Source organism: Ruminococcus sp. BSD2780120874_150323_B10 (assembly GCF_015553695.1).
Taxonomy (GTDB): Bacteria; Bacillota; Clostridia; order Oscillospirales; family Acutalibacteraceae; genus Ruminococcoides; species Ruminococcoides intestinale_A.
In genome coordinates this window covers 22,602-38,992 of record NZ_JADNHD010000001.1, presented here as the reverse complement: position 1 = coordinate 38,992, position 16,391 = coordinate 22,602, and the positions used below count along the sequence as shown (strand labels likewise).

General features: G+C 29.2%; 16 protein-coding genes, 1 tRNA gene and 1 pseudogene. 17 read left to right on the top strand and 1 reads right to left on the bottom strand.

The window, feature by feature from the left end; translation table 11 throughout:
- The first annotated feature begins 364 nt into the window (after nucleotides 1-364).
- The 16 genes and pseudogenes from I2E21_RS00190 to I2E21_RS00120 all read left to right on the top strand — a co-directional run bounded on the left by I2E21_RS00190 (nucleotide 365) and on the right by I2E21_RS00120 (nucleotide 14,844).
- Nucleotides 365-991: a sugar transferase gene (locus I2E21_RS00190; protein ID WP_195410028.1), complete on the top strand. Its 627-nt coding sequence runs from the start codon at nucleotides 365-367 to the stop codon at nucleotides 989-991.
- Nucleotides 981-2,075, top strand: a complete 1,095-nt coding sequence (locus I2E21_RS00185) for a glycosyltransferase family 4 protein (protein WP_195410027.1) — start codon at nucleotides 981-983, stop codon at nucleotides 2,073-2,075. Before I2E21_RS00190 ends, I2E21_RS00185 begins: the two co-directional genes overlap by 11 nt.
- Nucleotides 2,076-2,106: 31 nt before the next feature.
- The gene (locus tag I2E21_RS00180; RefSeq protein ID WP_195410026.1) at nucleotides 2,107-3,198 is read left to right on the top strand and encodes a glycosyltransferase family 1 protein; all 1,092 of its coding nucleotides are present in this window, start codon (nucleotides 2,107-2,109) and stop codon (nucleotides 3,196-3,198) included.
- 2 nt (nucleotides 3,199-3,200) lie between these two features.
- Entirely contained in the window at nucleotides 3,201-4,109 is a 909-nt protein-coding gene (locus tag I2E21_RS00175) for a glycosyltransferase family A protein (RefSeq protein WP_195410025.1), read from the top strand.
- Nucleotides 4,110-4,112: 3 nt separating this feature from the next.
- The gene (locus tag I2E21_RS00170; protein ID WP_195410024.1) at nucleotides 4,113-5,243 is read left to right on the top strand and encodes an EpsG family protein; all 1,131 of its coding nucleotides are present in this window, start codon (nucleotides 4,113-4,115) and stop codon (nucleotides 5,241-5,243) included.
- A gap of 20 nt (nucleotides 5,244-5,263) precedes the next feature.
- Nucleotides 5,264-5,803, top strand: a complete 540-nt coding sequence (locus I2E21_RS00165; protein WP_243240562.1) for a serine acetyltransferase — start codon at nucleotides 5,264-5,266, stop codon at nucleotides 5,801-5,803.
- 25 nt (nucleotides 5,804-5,828) lie between these two features.
- Nucleotides 5,829-6,500 (top strand): glycosyltransferase, encoded by a 672-nt coding sequence (locus I2E21_RS00160; protein ID WP_195410023.1) that lies wholly within the window; start codon nucleotides 5,829-5,831, stop codon nucleotides 6,498-6,500.
- A 5-nt stretch (nucleotides 6,501-6,505) separates the two neighbouring features.
- Nucleotides 6,506-7,054, top strand: coding sequence for an acyltransferase (locus I2E21_RS00155; protein ID WP_195410022.1), 549 nt, complete (start codon nucleotides 6,506-6,508; stop codon nucleotides 7,052-7,054).
- Nucleotides 7,051-8,244, top strand: coding sequence for a glycosyltransferase (locus I2E21_RS00150; protein ID WP_195410021.1), 1,194 nt, complete (start codon nucleotides 7,051-7,053; stop codon nucleotides 8,242-8,244). Before I2E21_RS00155 ends, I2E21_RS00150 begins: the two co-directional genes overlap by 4 nt.
- Before the next feature lie 20 nt (nucleotides 8,245-8,264).
- Nucleotides 8,265-9,275, top strand: a complete 1,011-nt coding sequence (locus tag I2E21_RS00145; RefSeq protein WP_195410020.1) for a glycosyltransferase — start codon at nucleotides 8,265-8,267, stop codon at nucleotides 9,273-9,275.
- A gap of 4 nt (nucleotides 9,276-9,279) precedes the next feature.
- Nucleotides 9,280-10,257 (top strand): glycosyltransferase family 2 protein, encoded by a 978-nt coding sequence (locus tag I2E21_RS00140; RefSeq protein ID WP_195410019.1) that lies wholly within the window; start codon nucleotides 9,280-9,282, stop codon nucleotides 10,255-10,257.
- Nucleotide 10,258: 1 nt separating this feature from the next.
- Nucleotides 10,259-11,419 (top strand): polysaccharide pyruvyl transferase family protein, encoded by a 1,161-nt coding sequence (locus tag I2E21_RS00135; protein ID WP_195410018.1) that lies wholly within the window; start codon nucleotides 10,259-10,261, stop codon nucleotides 11,417-11,419.
- Nucleotides 11,412-12,089 (top strand): glycosyltransferase family 2 protein, encoded by a 678-nt coding sequence (locus tag I2E21_RS00130; RefSeq protein ID WP_195410017.1) that lies wholly within the window; start codon nucleotides 11,412-11,414, stop codon nucleotides 12,087-12,089. Before I2E21_RS00135 ends, I2E21_RS00130 begins: the two co-directional genes overlap by 8 nt.
- Before the next feature lie 184 nt (nucleotides 12,090-12,273).
- Nucleotides 12,274-13,809, top strand: coding sequence for an oligosaccharide flippase family protein (locus tag I2E21_RS00125; RefSeq protein WP_195410016.1), 1,536 nt, complete (start codon nucleotides 12,274-12,276; stop codon nucleotides 13,807-13,809).
- A 47-nt stretch (nucleotides 13,810-13,856) separates the two neighbouring features.
- Nucleotides 13,857-14,006: pseudogene (locus I2E21_RS12160) on the top strand (UDP-glucose 6-dehydrogenase); the annotation flags it as partial.
- A gap of 31 nt (nucleotides 14,007-14,037) precedes the next feature.
- Nucleotides 14,038-14,844, top strand: coding sequence for a hypothetical protein (locus I2E21_RS00120; RefSeq protein ID WP_195410015.1), 807 nt, complete (start codon nucleotides 14,038-14,040; stop codon nucleotides 14,842-14,844).
- Nucleotides 14,845-15,688: 844 nt separating this feature from the next.
- Here I2E21_RS00120 and I2E21_RS00115 read toward each other — a convergent pair.
- Nucleotides 15,689-15,764, bottom strand: a tRNA-Thr gene (locus I2E21_RS00115).
- Between the two features lie 188 nt (nucleotides 15,765-15,952).
- On the opposite strand from I2E21_RS00115, the gene I2E21_RS00110 reads away from it, so the two are divergent.
- Nucleotides 15,953-16,336: a helix-turn-helix domain-containing protein gene (locus I2E21_RS00110; RefSeq protein ID WP_022233877.1), complete on the top strand. Its 384-nt coding sequence runs from the start codon at nucleotides 15,953-15,955 to the stop codon at nucleotides 16,334-16,336.
- The last annotated feature ends 55 nt before the right edge of the window (nucleotides 16,337-16,391 follow it).

Sequence of the window (16,391 nt, the reverse complement as noted above, 5' to 3'; positions counted from 1 at the left end):
TAAAAATAATAAAAAATTTTAAAAGCACTCTATGATTTGCAGAACTCCTGATTGGTTGGTATTTGTTTTCACTCTCTCAGGGGCAAGGATTGCTGCTGTTTTTGCAAATAAAGCTGAACCCAAAATTTTGTGTACTATAATCAAATTTAATTGTAGGTTTTCTTGCAAATTAACAATGATTTTGTAAAAAAATGCAAAATAGTCAAATTTGTATTGGTTAATATGCATATATTAAGGAAAAATGACAATTTATTAGTAATATTAATCTTAAATAAGCTATTTTGTTGATATATTGAACTTTATGTGATATAATTATGAAAAAGTGTAGTGTGTAAATGTGTGCATATATTAAGAGGTATTAATTATGAACAGAGAAAAAACAATTTACAATAGAATAATTAAGAGAATTTTAGATGTTATATGCTCTTTTATGGCAATTGTATTTCTCTCAATAGTTTATTTACCGATTTGTGTAGTTATAAAATGTACAAGTAAAGGCCCGATTTTCTTTAAGCAAAAGAGAATCGGAATAAATAAAAAATATTTTAATATACTTAAATTCAGAACAATGAGAATTGATACTCCGAAAGATTGTCCTACTCATTTGTTAAAAAATCCGGAACAATATATCACTAAAGTTGGCAAATTTCTAAGAAAAACAAGTTTAGATGAATTGCCGCAAATTTTTAATATATTTAAAGGTGATATGAGTGTTATAGGACCTAGACCTGCACTGTGGAATCAAGATGATTTAATAGCTGAAAGAGATGAATATAACATTAATAATTTAACCCCAGGGTTGACCGGTTGGGCTCAGATTAACGGAAGAGATGAACTTCCTATACCTGAAAAAGTACAGATGGACAAGGTTTATTATGATAATTTGAGCTTTGCGTTTGATGTTAAGTGTTTGTTTATGACAGTTGTCAGCGTATTTAAACATGAGGGAGTAGTAGAAGGCGGAACAGGAGCTATGAGTGATGAGCAATAAGAAAAAGAAAATTTTGATTCTGACTAACCATTCATATATGCTTTATCGTTTCAGGAAAGAGTTAATTGAAGAGTTGATGAAGAATAATGAGGTAATATTAAGTATGCCTTTTGTCGGTCATCATGAAGATTTTATGAATATGGGTTTGTACTGTATAGAAACAAAAATGGAGCGAAGAGGTATAAATCCTTTTACCGATCTTTCTTTAATGAATTTTTATAAGAAAATGCTAAAAGAAGAAAAACCCGATTTAGTTATAACATATTCAATTAAGCCTAATATTTATGGTGGACTAATGTGTTCTAAGCTAAAAATTCCTTTTTATGCTAATGTTCAGGGCTTAGGAACAGCTTTTCAAACAAAAGGTCTTGCCCAATTTGTTACTTTATTGTATAAAACCGCTTTTAAAAAAGTACAAACTGTATTTTTTGAAAATCAGGTTAATGCTGATGAATTTACAAGCAGAAAAATCATACAACCTGAAAAAGAAACCGTATTAAACGGTGCAGGCATAAATTTAGAAATATATAATTACCAACCATATCCGCATAATAAACCGCCAAGATTTTTATATCTTGGCAGAATTATGAAAGAAAAGGGTATGGATGAACTTTTTGAGGCATCGGAGAAACTGCACAATAACGGCGAGAAATTTATTCTGGATTTAGTTGGCTTTTTTGAAGATGAGTATAAAGAAAAAGTTGACCGACTTGTTGAGAAAGGCATTGTTGCATTTCACGGCTTCCAGGAAGAACCTCGACCTTATTATGCAAAAGCAGACTGTGTAGTGATGCCCAGTTATCATGAGGGAATGAGTAATGTCAATCTTGAGGCTTCTGCTACCGGCAGACCGGTAATTACCACAAATATTCCCGGATGCAGAGAATCTGTGGAAGACGGAATTACAGGCTGGCTGTGTGAATCGAAAAATGCAGATAATCTTTACGAAAAGATGAAAATGTTTTTAAATACAAATATTACTACTCGTGAAGAAATGGGAAAGAAAGCTCGTAAAAAAATGGAAAAAGAGTTTGACAAAAATTCGATTGTGAAACAAACTATAGCCGCATTAGATTTAAATTAAATGTTTAATATAGATTGTTGGAAGGATTAGTATGATAAGAGTATTACAAATTGTAACATATATGGGCAGAGGCGGTCTTGAAACTATGATAATGAACTATTATAGAAATATTGATCGCAATAAAGTTCAGTTTGACTTTCTTGTTCATCGTCAGGAAGAAGCTGATTATGATAAAGAAATAGTTGCTTTGGGCGGTAAAATTTATCATATGCCAATGTTAAATCCTTTTTCAAAATCTTATTTTAATGCTTTGGATTCATTTTTTAAAGAACATAAATATGATATTGTACATTGTCATTTAGATTGTATGAGCGCATACCCTTTAAAAATAGCCCAAAAAAATGGTGTAAGAGTTAGGATTGCTCATTCACACAATAAAAGTCAAGATAAAAATTTAAAATATCCGATTAAATTATATTCTAAGAGATTAATTCCAAAGTACGCTACACATTTGCTTTCTTGTGGAAAAGAGGCAGGCGATTGGATGTTTAACGGAAAGCCGTATACAATTTTAAATAATGCAATAGATGCCCAATCTTATCGTTTCGATAAACAAATTCGTGAAGAAATGAGAGAACAACTTGGCTTTAACCAAGAAGATTTTGTTATCGGCCATGTAGGCAGATTTAATCCTCAAAAAAATCATAATTTTATAATTGATGTATTTAATTTTGTGCATAAAAAGAATGCAGCGGCGAAACTGGTGCTTGTTGGTACAGGCGATGGACAGAAAGCAATTAAAGAAAAAGTAGAATCTCTTGCATTATCTGATAGTGTTTTATTTTTAGGTAACCGAACCGATGTAAATAAAATTTTACAGGCTATGGATGTATTTCTTTTTCCGTCACTTTACGAGGGTTTGCCGCTTTCTATAATTGAAGCTCAAGCTGCCGGATTACCATGCGTTATATCCGATAATGTTCCACCGGAGTGTATAAAAACAGATAGAGTTTTTCATTATAGTTTAGAAAAACCTTTAGATTTTTGGGCGAATAAAATAATAGAGGCTGCAAAAATTGAGAAAAATGATACATATGATGAAATTGTAGCTTCTGGATTTGATATTAAAAATAATGCAAATAAACTGCAAAACTTTTACACTTCGTTTTGTTATGGAGAATGAAAATGGCAACTTTAACTGTATTTACACCATTATATAATAGAATAAATACTTTAAAAAGAACTTATGAAAGTTTAAAAAGACAAACATCTAAGGATTTTGTTTGGCTGATTATTGATGACGGTTCTACTGATAATCCATATGAGATTATAAAGGAATGGATTAAAATTAATAATGGCTTTGAAATAAAGTATGTTTACAAAGAAAATGGCGGAATGCATACAGCGCATAATACGGCATACGAAAATATTGATACCGAACTTAATGTTTGTGTAGATTCGGATGATTATATGCCGGATAATGCGGTGCAATTGATTATTGATTGTTGGAATAAAAACAAAAATAAAGGTTATGCCGGTATAATTGCACTCGATTTTGCCGATTCAACAAAAAAAGTAATTGGCAAAGAATTGCCAACAGACAAAGAAAGCACAACCCTTATGGGGTATTATAATAATGGTGGCTTTGGTGATAAAAAACTAATTTACAGTACAGATATAATAAAACAAACGCCTCCGTATCCTGTGTTTGATAATGAGAAATATGTTGCACTTGCATATAAGTATCATCTGATTGATGAAAAATATGAATTAAAAATACTTAATGAATGTGTTTGTATTGTTGATTATCAAATGGACGGTTCGAGTACAAATATGTACAGACAATATGTAAGGAATCCAAAAGGATTTGCTTTTTGGAGAAAAGAACAAATGAAACACAGTATAAATACCAAACAAAAGATAAAGGCTTGTATTCACTATGTTTCAAGTTCTTTAATAGCTAAAAATAAACACTTTATAAAAGAATCACCGGAAAAGTTTTTAACAGTATTAAGCGTTCCGCTTGGATTTCTGTTAAAGATAATCGTTGTAAAAAAATCAAAATCTTCTTATATGAAGGTTGAAGGGATTTAGTTAATGAATGTATTTGTATATACAACAGTATTAGTATTAATATTGTTTTATGTTGGCAGAAAACCGCTTGATAAAAATTTTACAATTGAAACCGAAAAGACTAAGATAAGAGATACAAATACATTGTTTTTTATTTTAGGAACATTGTTATTAGTGTATGTAACAGGACAAAGATTTGATTTTGGTGATACTATAGCATATTGGGAAATCTTTACTAAAGCTATGCCGATTGATGAGTGCATATCCTCCTTTTCAATTGGAAACGAATGGCTGTTTCAGTTTTATATGTCGTTCATACATACTTATATATCTACTGACCCGAGAGTTTTTATTGAAATTACTTCATTAATAACTATTTTCCCTTTAATGTATTTTTTATATAATTATAGCGGTGATTTAAAATTTGCTTTTTATATTTTTATAATGTCCGGCTGTTGGGAACATTCAATGAATGGACTGAGACAGTATTTGGCTACTGCAATAATAGTTGCGGGATTTCAACTTTTAGCGAACAGAAAATGGTATTTGTTTTTACCGTTAGTATTTATTGTTGCTCAAATACATACATCGGCATATATTATTTTGCTTTTGTATTTTATAACAAATACAGAAGCTTGCGGTAAAGTGACAAAATTTATTTTAGTTTTTTCAATATTAATTGTAATTACATCCCCATTGACAGGAGGATTTGTTGATAACCTGTTATCGGGATCGGATTATGGTGATAGATATTCCGGACAAGAATGGAATTACAGCATAAATATCTTCAGAGTATTGGTAAGTGTTGTGCCGATTGTTTTAGCTTTTTTCAATAAAGATCTAATGAAAAATAAATATAAATATTACAACACTGTATTTAATATGGCTCTGTTTTTCACTGTATTTACAATGGCAGGAGTGTTTTCATCTGTGTATGCCAGATTTAATATATATTTCGAAGTATTTTCTGTATTGCTATTGGTATGGAATGTTAACGAGATGGTAGTTAATTCAAAAATTCCGTGGATAAAAAATGCGGCATATATCTGCTATACATTATATTTTATATATCAAATCGTATTTACTTATGGTATGGGATGGCATACTAATTACCAATTTTTTACTAACAGCTATGGACAAGTATCTTGGATATAAATTTTTAAAAGGTGCAGCTTATGAATGAGATTTTTAAATATGATTACTATAGAATGACAGGTAATAGCTATTCTTTTTCTTTTAAAGCTAAATTTAGTTTATTTTTATATCATCAACTTAAATTTATGTATTTATGGAGAAAATTAAAAGTAAAAAATAACTGTATTAACAGAGCAAGATTATATAGATTGACTAAAAAATATGGTTTAGAAATTTCACTGTCAGCCACAATTGGAAAAGGGTTATATTTAGGGCATCCATACAATATTACTGTGGCATCAGATGTTATAATCGGTGATAATGTTAATTTACATAAAGGATGTACTATAGGCAGAGAAAATAGAGGAGATAGAGCAGGTGTTCCTAAAATTGGTAATAATGTGTCGGTTGGTATAAATTCTACTATTGTCGGTAAAGTCAATATAGGAAATGATGTTATGATTGCACCAAACAGCTTTATTAATTTTGATGTACCTGATCATTCGGTAGTATTGGGAAATCCTGCAAAAATTCATTCAAAGGAATATGCTACAAAATGTTATGTGAACTTTTTAGTTTAGTGTTTTAATACAAATGGAGAATAAAATGATACCTAAAAAAATACATTATTGTTGGTTTGGCAGAGGAGAGAAATCCAAAAAAATCAAAAAATGCATTGAAAGTTGGAGAAAATATTGTCCGGACTATGAAATTGTCGAATGGAATGAAGATAACTTTGATGTGTATCAAAACGCTTATACTAAATATTGCTATGATAATAAGAAATATGCGTTTTTGAGCGATTATGCCAGATTGTTGATTGTATATTATGAAGGCGGTATCTATTATGATACTGATGTTGAGGTAATAAAACCAATTAACGATTTATTAAAAAATAAAGCTTTTGTTGGCTTTGAAGTTAATGAATATATTAATACCGGTATTGGCTTTGGAGCAGAGAAAGACAGTTCTGCAATAAAATTAATGATAAATGAATATGATAAACTTTTGGATGGAAAAAGCGGTACAGTAGGTTGTCCTATTTTAAATACAGAAGCTATAAAAAAATTAGGATTGCAGCTTAATGGAAAAACTCAATATTTAAATGGTATAACCGTATATGCTTCGGACTATTTTAATCCTTATGATGCTCCCACAGGAATATTAGAAAAAACAAGTAATACTTATTCGATTCATTGGTTTTCAGCTTCTTGGATGAGTAAAAATAAAAGGTTAAGATGTGCTATTATGAAACCAATACATAGAATGTTAAGGTAAATTAGATGAAACCATATTTAAAAGTAATTATTAATAAAATTAAATTAACTTATATAAAAGTTATTAAATGTAAACAATTAAAACTATTCGGATATCAATTGTTTTCGTATAATTCAAAGCTTTTGTTTTCAAAAAAATCCAGTGTTTATTTAGGTGATAAAATTATTAATGACGGTCGTATTACAATAATTGTAGATGACAATGCAAAATTAATAATCGGTAATAATGTTTATTTTAATGAAAATAATATGATTAGTGTTAAATCATCTGTGGAAATAGGTGATGGATGCCAGTTTGGTCCAAATGTGAAGATTTTTGATAATAATCATATGTTTACTTCTAATGAAGGAGTGCTGCCGTTACATAAATCATCACCAATAAAAATTGGTAAAAAATGTTGGATTTCCTCTGATGTTATTATTTTAAAAGGGGTGTCTATAGGCGATAATTGCGTAATAGGTGCCGGGTGTATTATTAAGGACGATATACCGTCTAAATCTATAGTAACATTGCAAAATAATTTGAAAATAAGACATATTGAGGATAAAGCATGAAAAAAAGAATTCTTTTTACTATGCCTTCTATGTTTATGGGAGGCGCAGAGAGAAGTTTATTGGGATTACTCGACGCTATTGATTATAATAAGTATGATGTTGAACTTTTTTTATATAGACACGAAGGAGAATTTTTAGAATTTATTAATCCTAAAGTGACAATTATACCGGAAATAAATAAATATAAAACATTTGATGTTCCTATAGTTGGTTTAATAAAAAGTAAATTGTATTTATTTGGCATTTCGAGGATTATAAGCAAAATATTTTTAAAATTACATTGTTTACTGTCTAAAGAAAAAGAGGGAGTATGGATGCATATGCAATATACTTCTCGTTTTTTACAGTGGATTTTACCTAATATACCCGGTGAATATGATTGTGCTATCTCTTTTTTGGGCGTTCCTGATGTTTTGGTTAACAAAATTAATGCTAAAACAAAAATCGCCTGGATTCATACAGACTATGATACACTAAATCCATCAAGAAGATATGATAGATTAGTTTATTCAAAGATAGATTATATCGCAAATGTGTCAGATGATTGTACAAGAAAATTTTTGAAATATTATCCGGAATTTATTTCTAAGTCAATAACAATAGAGAATATCTTAAGTTCTAAATTTTTGGAATTTCAATCAAAAGAAAAAATAACGGATTTTAAAGAAAATTCAATTATAATACTCTCAATCGGTAGATTTTGTGAAGCTAAAAATTTTGATAATGTCCCTGCAATATGTAAACTTATACTAGAAAAAGGGTTAAATATAAAATGGTATTTAATTGGTTATGGCACAGATGAGGAAATTATCAGAAGTAAAATAAAAGAATTTGATATGGAAGATAATGTTATTATTCTTGGCAAAAAAATAAATCCATATCCATACATAAAAAATTGTGATTTATATGTACAGCCGTCAAGATATGAGGGAAAAGCTGTAACTGTTCGTGAAGCTCAAATGCTTTGCAAACCGGTTGTTATTACAAAATTTGCTACATCATCAAGTCAATTGAAAGACGGTTATGATGGTATTATAGTTCCTATGTATAATCAAGGATGTGCAGATGGCATAGCAAAGTTATTAAATAATAAAGTACTTATGCAACAGCTTTCTGAAAATTGTGCTGAAAATGATTATTCAAATTCTCAAGAAATAAATAAAATATATGAAATTATTGAAAATAGTTAATTATGTGTTAGGATATTTTTATGAATAAAGTTAAAGTTAGTGTTGTAGTTCCTGTATACAAAGTTGAAAAATATTTAGAGAGATGTGTTAATTCTATTATTAAGCAATCTCTCAGTGAACTTGAAATAATTTTAGTAGATGATGGTTCTCCTGATAATTGCGGAATAATGTGCGATTCATTTGCTGATAAAGATAATAGAATTAAAGTTGTACATAAAGCAAATGGTGGTTTAAGCAGTGCAAGAAATGCAGGCTTGAAGATAGCTACAGGTGAATATATAGGTTTTGTGGACTCTGATGATGATATTGAAACTGATATGTATGAAAAAATGTATAATGCAGCGCTTAAATATAAAGTTGACTTTGTTATGTGCGATTATCAAAGAATTAATAGTAACAGTACTAATTTCAACAAAACACTTGATATTGATTCCGGCTTTTATGATAAAGAAAAAATCAGAAGCGATATTTTTCCTGCGTTGATTATGGGAAGTAATATTGACTATGGACCATTACTTTCGGTTTGCCTTTGTCTATATAAGCGTCAGTTTTTGACTGATAATTCTATTACTTTCGCAAATGATGTAAAATGGTCAGAAGATAATTTGTTTAGTGCTATTGTCGGATATAAATGTAATAGCTTTTATTATTTAAAAACCGAATATTTATATCATTATTATTCCAATCCGGGAACTATCACAACTTCATATAGAGCGGGAGCATGGAATGTTTACTGCAAAATGAATGAGTATTTACATAATTTTTTTGATCAAATTTCTGATTATGATTTTTCTGAACAACTTAAAATCCATATGATATATTATGCATGTAATTGTTTAGGTATGGCTTCTAAGTTGTCTGAAGAAGATGCTTTATATGAAATGAATATGATATTAAATTCACAAGAGTTAAAAACAGCTTTTAAAAATTTGCACTTATCAGATATTTCCATAAAATTAAGATTTCAATTATATCTAATGAATCATAAGAAAACCAAAGTATTATATAAAATATATAATAAAAAAGGATGAAAAAATGACTTTACTTTCGATTATTATGCCTGTATATAATAAAGAAGAATATATAGACAGGGCTATACAATCAATTATCGGTCAAAATTTTAAAGAATGGGAATTAATAATTGTAGATGACGGTTCAATAGATAAGTCGCTTAGCTTATGTAAAAAGTATGAAAATGAAAAAATAAAAGTTATAAGTATTGAAAATAACGGTGTTTCTAATGCAAGAAACATTGGTTTGAATATGTCTTGTGGCGATTTTGTAACTTTTATTGATGCTGATGATTATGTAGCAAGTGATTATTTGGAAAATTTGTATCAGCCACAGTATGATTTTATAATTTCAGGTTTATCAAAAGTAAGTAAGAACAGTGAACTGATAGATACAATTAAACCTCTTAACAATGGTGTAATCAAAATAGATGATATATGTAAAAATTTTTATAAAGAACAGATGGACACCGGTATTTATGGATTTGTGGCAGGTAAATGTATTAGAAAAAGTATTATAACTGATAATAGTATTTCATTTGACAAAAGTATAAACTTATCAGAGGATTATGATTTTTTTCTTAAAATTTATAATAAATTAGATAGTATACTATTTTTAGATTATTCCGGATATTTTTATTTAATCGGTACAGACAATTCCGCCATTGGTATGTCTGATAAAAAAATTGATTTTATAAAGCAAATTGAAATACAAAATAAAACAAGAACTTTTTTGGAAAATCACAACTCTTTTGGAGAAAATGAAAAAAATCTATATATGAAAAGAGTTGCCGGATACATATACACAATATTAATTAATTGTAACTGTAATTCATATAAATCATATTTATTTGATTATAAACGATTAAAAAATACTATCCAAAGAGTTAATCCCAAAGAAGTAAATTCAATATTAATAAAAGTTATTTTATGTTTATATAATAAAAACAAATATAGTCTTATTTTTATCTTATTAAAAATAAGAAGAAAACTGGGTAGATAATATGAAAGTAGTAATGTATGTCCATGGCGGGAGTAAAAACCATGGTTGTGAAGCTATAGTAAGATCGACTGCACAATTGCTTAAATTAGATTTAAATCAATCTATACTTTTGTCATATAATTGCAGTGAAGATCTTCAGTATGGTTTAGATTCTGTTGTACAATTGCGACAGGAGATAAATACAATTAATCGAAAGTCTTTAGATTTTGTTAAAGCATATTTTATGCAGAAAATTTTTAATAAATCTATTTATATGGACGCTTTACTTCATAAGCAATCAATTAATCAAATTAATAATATGGATATTGGTTTATTTGTAGGAGGAGATAATTATTGCTACTCTGATGCAGAAGTGTATCCTATTGTGAATAACTTAATAAGAAAAAAAGTCAAAAAACTTGTGCTGTGGGGTACATCTGTTGAACCTTCTGTATTAGAAAATAATAGAATAAGAAAAGACATTAAAAAATTCGATTTAATTATTGCAAGAGAAAGTATATCTTATAATGCTATAAAGCAAGTAAATCCTAATACAATATTATTGCCTGATCCCGCATTTTTTCTTAATATTGAAAAGACAGAGTTACCCAAAAACTTTGTAAAAGGTAACACAATAGGTATTAATATCAGTCCGATGATTTTAGATTATGAAAAGAACCGTGGAAAAACATTTGAAAACTATGAATGTTTAATTGATTATATCATTGAACAAACTGATTATAATATTGCATTAATTCCGCATGTAATATGGGATTCTAATGATGATAGAAAAGTATTGCAACAATTATATAAAAAAATATCAGACAAAAATAGAATTTCTATTGTAGATGATCATAATTGTAGGCAGCAAAAATATATTATAAGTCAATGTGCTTATTTTATTGGTGCCAGAACGCATTCAACCATTGCTGCGTATTCTACCGGCGTACCAACTTTAGTTGTAGGATATTCTGTGAAAGCAAAAGGAATTGCTAAAGATTTGTTTGGTACATATGATAATTATGTTATTCCTGTGCAGGATTTGAATCAGAAAAACAATTTATTAAATTCTTTTTTATGGCTTGAAAAAAATACAGATAAAATAAAAATTACATTAAACGATAAGATTAAAGAGTATTCTGAACTTAAAGAAGAGTACTCGAAAGGATTAATTAATGGTTAAAACAGAAAACTGCGAAGCTCTTGTGTCTGTTATAATACCCGTTTATAATGTTGAAAATAATATTGCATATTGTATAGAATCAGTATTAAGACAAACATATAAAAATCTTGAAATATTGATTATAGATGATGGTTCAACTGATAACAGTTACAATATATGTAAAAAGTATGCTAATACCGATAATCGAATAAAAGTAATACATCAAGAAAATCATGGTATTTCATATGTTCGTAATTTCGGAGTAAAATTAGCTAAAGGTAATTACATATTCTGGATAGATAGTGATGATTATATAAAAGAAAATATAATTGAAAAGCTGTATGAAAATTTAATTAAATGTGACGCATATATTTCTATATGCGATTTTATAAAAGGCAGTGAAACAGACTATATATTTCAAGATAGTAATGATATTGCCGTTGAGTGTTTTGATAATAAAAGAGGGTTAGAATTAATTTATAAAAATGATCATTATTCTTTTATTATGGCTGCCTCTTGGGCTAAGCTTATTAAAAAGGATTTATATAACGGATTACAATATCCTGACGGTAAAATTTTTGAAGATATTTATATGAGTCATCATCTAATTAATAAATGTAAGAAAATTGTATTTACAAATGAAGTGATGTACTATTATTATCAGTGGCCGGAAAGCATTCTCGGAAAATAATTCAGTTATGGAGTATGAGCTTAATTCAATGCTGCTTTTGAATATAAGACAGTTTTAAATAAATTATATTATGGTGAAACATATCCACTGAATCGTAAAAAGCTAATTAAGTAAATACAGAAAAGTGGCAGAAAAACTAATCCATTAAAGATATTTTTTAACTCGGTATTAAGGAGACTGCATAATGAAAGTTAATCAACTTCGTGTGGGTACGTTACTATCGTATGTCAATCTTGCAATAGGTAGTATTATACCTATGATATATACCCCAATTATGTTAAGAATACTTGGTCAAGCTGAGTATGGCTTATACAGTTTGTCAAACTCTATTGTTGGATATTTATCATTATTGAATTTTGGATTTGGCAGTACAATTATTAGATATATATGTAAGTATAGAGCCGAAGGCAAGAAAGAACAAGTAAGAAGCATATTTGGTTTATTTTTGATAATATACGGGATAGTATCTGTTTTAGTAATTATCGGCGGATTTATATTAATGTTATGTACTGATTCATGTTTTTCTAAGGGTCTTACGCAACAGGAAGTAGATAAACTTAAAATATTGATTGTTATGATGGCATTTAACACAGCCATTGCCTTTCCAATTAGTGTTTTTTCATCAATTATTACTGCATATGAAAGATTCATATTTAGAAGAGTTATTGATATTTTTTCTACAGTTTTAGCTCCAGTTGCTAACATTATACTATTATATTGTGGATTTGGCTCAATCGGTATGACATTCTCAGGACTCTTACTTAATTTTATTGCCTGCCCTGTCAATATATACTATTGCTTTAAGGTTTTAAAAATAATACCAAAATTTGTACGATTTGAAAGTGTATTTATTAAAGAACTGCTCGTATTTTCAGTGTACATGTTTATAGGAACTTTGGTAGATATGCTGTTTTGGACCACAGATAAGGTTATTTTAGGTGCGTTGGTAGGAACTGCAGTTGTTGCAATTTATAATGTTGGCTCGACATTTAATAATATATTGATGCAGTTGTCGCAAGCTGTATCCGGTGTAATTGGTCCTAAAATCAATTCAATGGTTACTTTGGATGGAGAAAATACTCAAGCTTTGTCCGAGGTTTTTATTAGAGTCGGAAGATTACAGTATCTTTTGTTGGCATTAGTAGTTTCGGGTTTTATAGCTTTAGGTCACCCATTTTTAATTATGTGGGCAGGTGAAAATTATGGAGAATCTTACTATATAGCACTGGTAACAATGATACCTTTGGTAATTCCGTATATTCAAAATACCGGACTAACAATTGTAATAGCTCAAAATAAGCATAAATTTCGTTCTTTGGTTTATTTAGCAATAGCCATATTAAATGCAGTATCCACATATTTTATAGTACCTTATTTGGGTGGTATCGGAGCTGCACTGTGTTCTTGTGTATCCTATATTTTAGGTCAAGGAATAATAATGAATATATATTATTACAAAGTTACTAAAATCAATATTCCTTTGTTTTGGAAGAATATTTTATGTATGTCATGGATTCCTACACTATTATGTGTAATGACATTTATAGTGTCAAATTTTGTGAATTTTTATTCCTGGAGTGTATTTTTATTTACTGCTTTGATATATGTAGTATTATATTCAGTTGGTAGTTGGTTCTTCTCCATGAATGATTATGAGAAGGATGTTATTCGTGTGCCAATTAATAACCTGCTGAATAAATTAAAAAAGCGAAAGGCGTAATTAAAATGAAAATAGCCGTAGCCGGAACATGATATGTTGGCTTATCTATTGCCACTTTGCTTGCTCAACACAATAAAGTTATTGCTGTTGATATTATTCCAAAAAAAGTTAAACTGATCAATGACATATTATCTCCGATAAAAGATGAATATATTAAAAAATATTTTAAGAAAGAAAACTTAAATCTATATGCTACCTTTTATTAATAACATTCATAGCGCAAAATCTATGAAAATTAATGTTGGTTTTGGCAGGAGTACAGCACAAAAGGCGGTTAGCTCTGCAAATAAACATTATCTTGATTGGAGTAAAGAGCATAACATAAATAGCATTAAAACTCTTGCAGATTATTATAATGTGAAGTATAATGATAGTAAGCAGTATGCACTTCTTCAGGAATATGTTAAAGCTGTTAATAAAGGTGATATTTCTCCTTTGATAGGTTTTGATTTATATGAAATTAAAGCCAAAGAAATTAAAGATGAGCTTGTTGGTCTGAAAATTAGTAATGACATAAATTATGAAATAACAGACTTCTCTACGCATTTTATTGACAGAGTGTTAGGTCAAACCTCAACAAGTCACGAAGGAATGCGATTAGGTACAACCATAGAGCAACTTAAAGATAGTATTGCCAATCCCCGAAAAATTTCAGAACCGTTTTTTAAAAATATGAAAAAGAATGGTGAGGAATATCTGGATGAAAGCATAAATATTACTGGTAAAAGTTGTTCTTTCATATATAGCACAAAAGACAAATTGGCTGTTCAAGCTACATCATTCGGAGAGGATATTATGATTATAATAAATGATAAAAATAAAAAATTTGTTAAAAATCACATTCCAAAAGCAGATGAAATATTAAACTCAGCTTCAGTAAGAGATGCTCTTGAGGCTTTTTCGGATTGGCTTGATATGAATCCTGATTGTTGGGATGAAAATGGTTATGACTATAGTGACTTGGGAAGACAAGCTCAAAAAGTATATGATGATATATTGTACGATAATGTTTATGCTAATAAATCAAATGCATAAAATTGTCTTATATCGCATTTTAATTAAAAATGTAAAGTTACACCACTAATCAATTAAAATGCAAATCAAACGATTTTAAACGGCATTTAAAGGAGCTGTAAAAAACAGCCCAAATAAAAAACGACTGCATTCTAACCGAAAGGTAGGAATGCAGTCATTTTTGTGATATAATTTACTATCAACGAAAAGCCATATCAACAAGGTACATAAAACTAAAAAGTTTTCTACATTAAAGGTGCTTGGTTTTGCACCTTTTCGAGTTATGCCCAAATTTTAAACATTTTTAACATTCTTTATATTTTCATATCATATTTTTATACAATTTCAAGAATGCAAGCAAAAAAAATCACCGAGGCTCACTTTTTCGTGAATCTCGGCTTTTTGATATGCTGCTTTTTACAGCACCTATCGTCAGATTGCATAAACGGAAAGTATTTGTGGGCTTTGCCCACACCCACAACCTTTGAAAAGGTCGACCAAACTTTTACAATTGCTTGATGAAATAGTTTTCTAAACCATAATTTACCAAAACTTGTGATAAATAACCGTTTTAACGAAAATTGTTATGGGTATGTGTTACTACACCTTAATTTTACGGCATAATTTAGTATTATTTAGATGTAAACGGTTATTTTGCATTTGATTTAAAATCAACCTTGTATTAAAAACATAAAGAATATAAGCATATAAAATCAGTGACTTGCTTAGTTAATAGAAGTAGGTGAGGGGTTTTTACTGTATTTGCATATTATAATACAGTTAAAAGCAATGTTTTACGGGAAACAGGCAAAAAGAAAAACCGCACACAAGCCTTAAAAAATGGCTTGGTTATGCGGTTTATTTGTGGAGCTGGTGAACGGACTTGAACCGTCGACCTACTGATTACGAATCAGTTGCGCTACCAACTGCGCCACACCAGCAAATCGTGACTAACAATGTCTATTATACAACGAATATTTGAAAATTTCAAGACTTATTTTGGGAACAATATGGTAATAATTTACAGTGATTTATATTCACTTTTGTGGAATTATTATAAACTTTGTATTATAATTGTTGTAATAGTTAAAATATATATCAAGCATTTATATACAAAGGGTGTGTAGAATTGGCTAAATACGAAGGAAAAAACAGTTCTTTTGCATTAAGACTAAAACAACATCGTGAACTTTGCAGACTTACACAGCAGCAGGTTGCCGATATTTTGAATATTAACAGAACAACCTATACAAAGTACGAAACAGGTGTGTCCGAGCCGAGCCATGAAGTTTTAAGAAAAATTGTTTCTATTTTCGGCACGGATTATAACACTTTGCTTGGTAACGGAAGTTCTTTCTTACCGATAGTTCAGGATCCTGACGATACTTTGAAACTGTATAATCTTTCAAATGACGAAAAAAAGCTTTTGATTGCTTACAGAGCAATGTCCGACGAAAATAAAGCGGATACACTTAATAAGATGAAAGAAAAATTGGGAATTGTTAATAAGTGATTTCGGATAGCATGGGGTTAATTTTGGATTAATAAATGTAATAAAATCACGCATA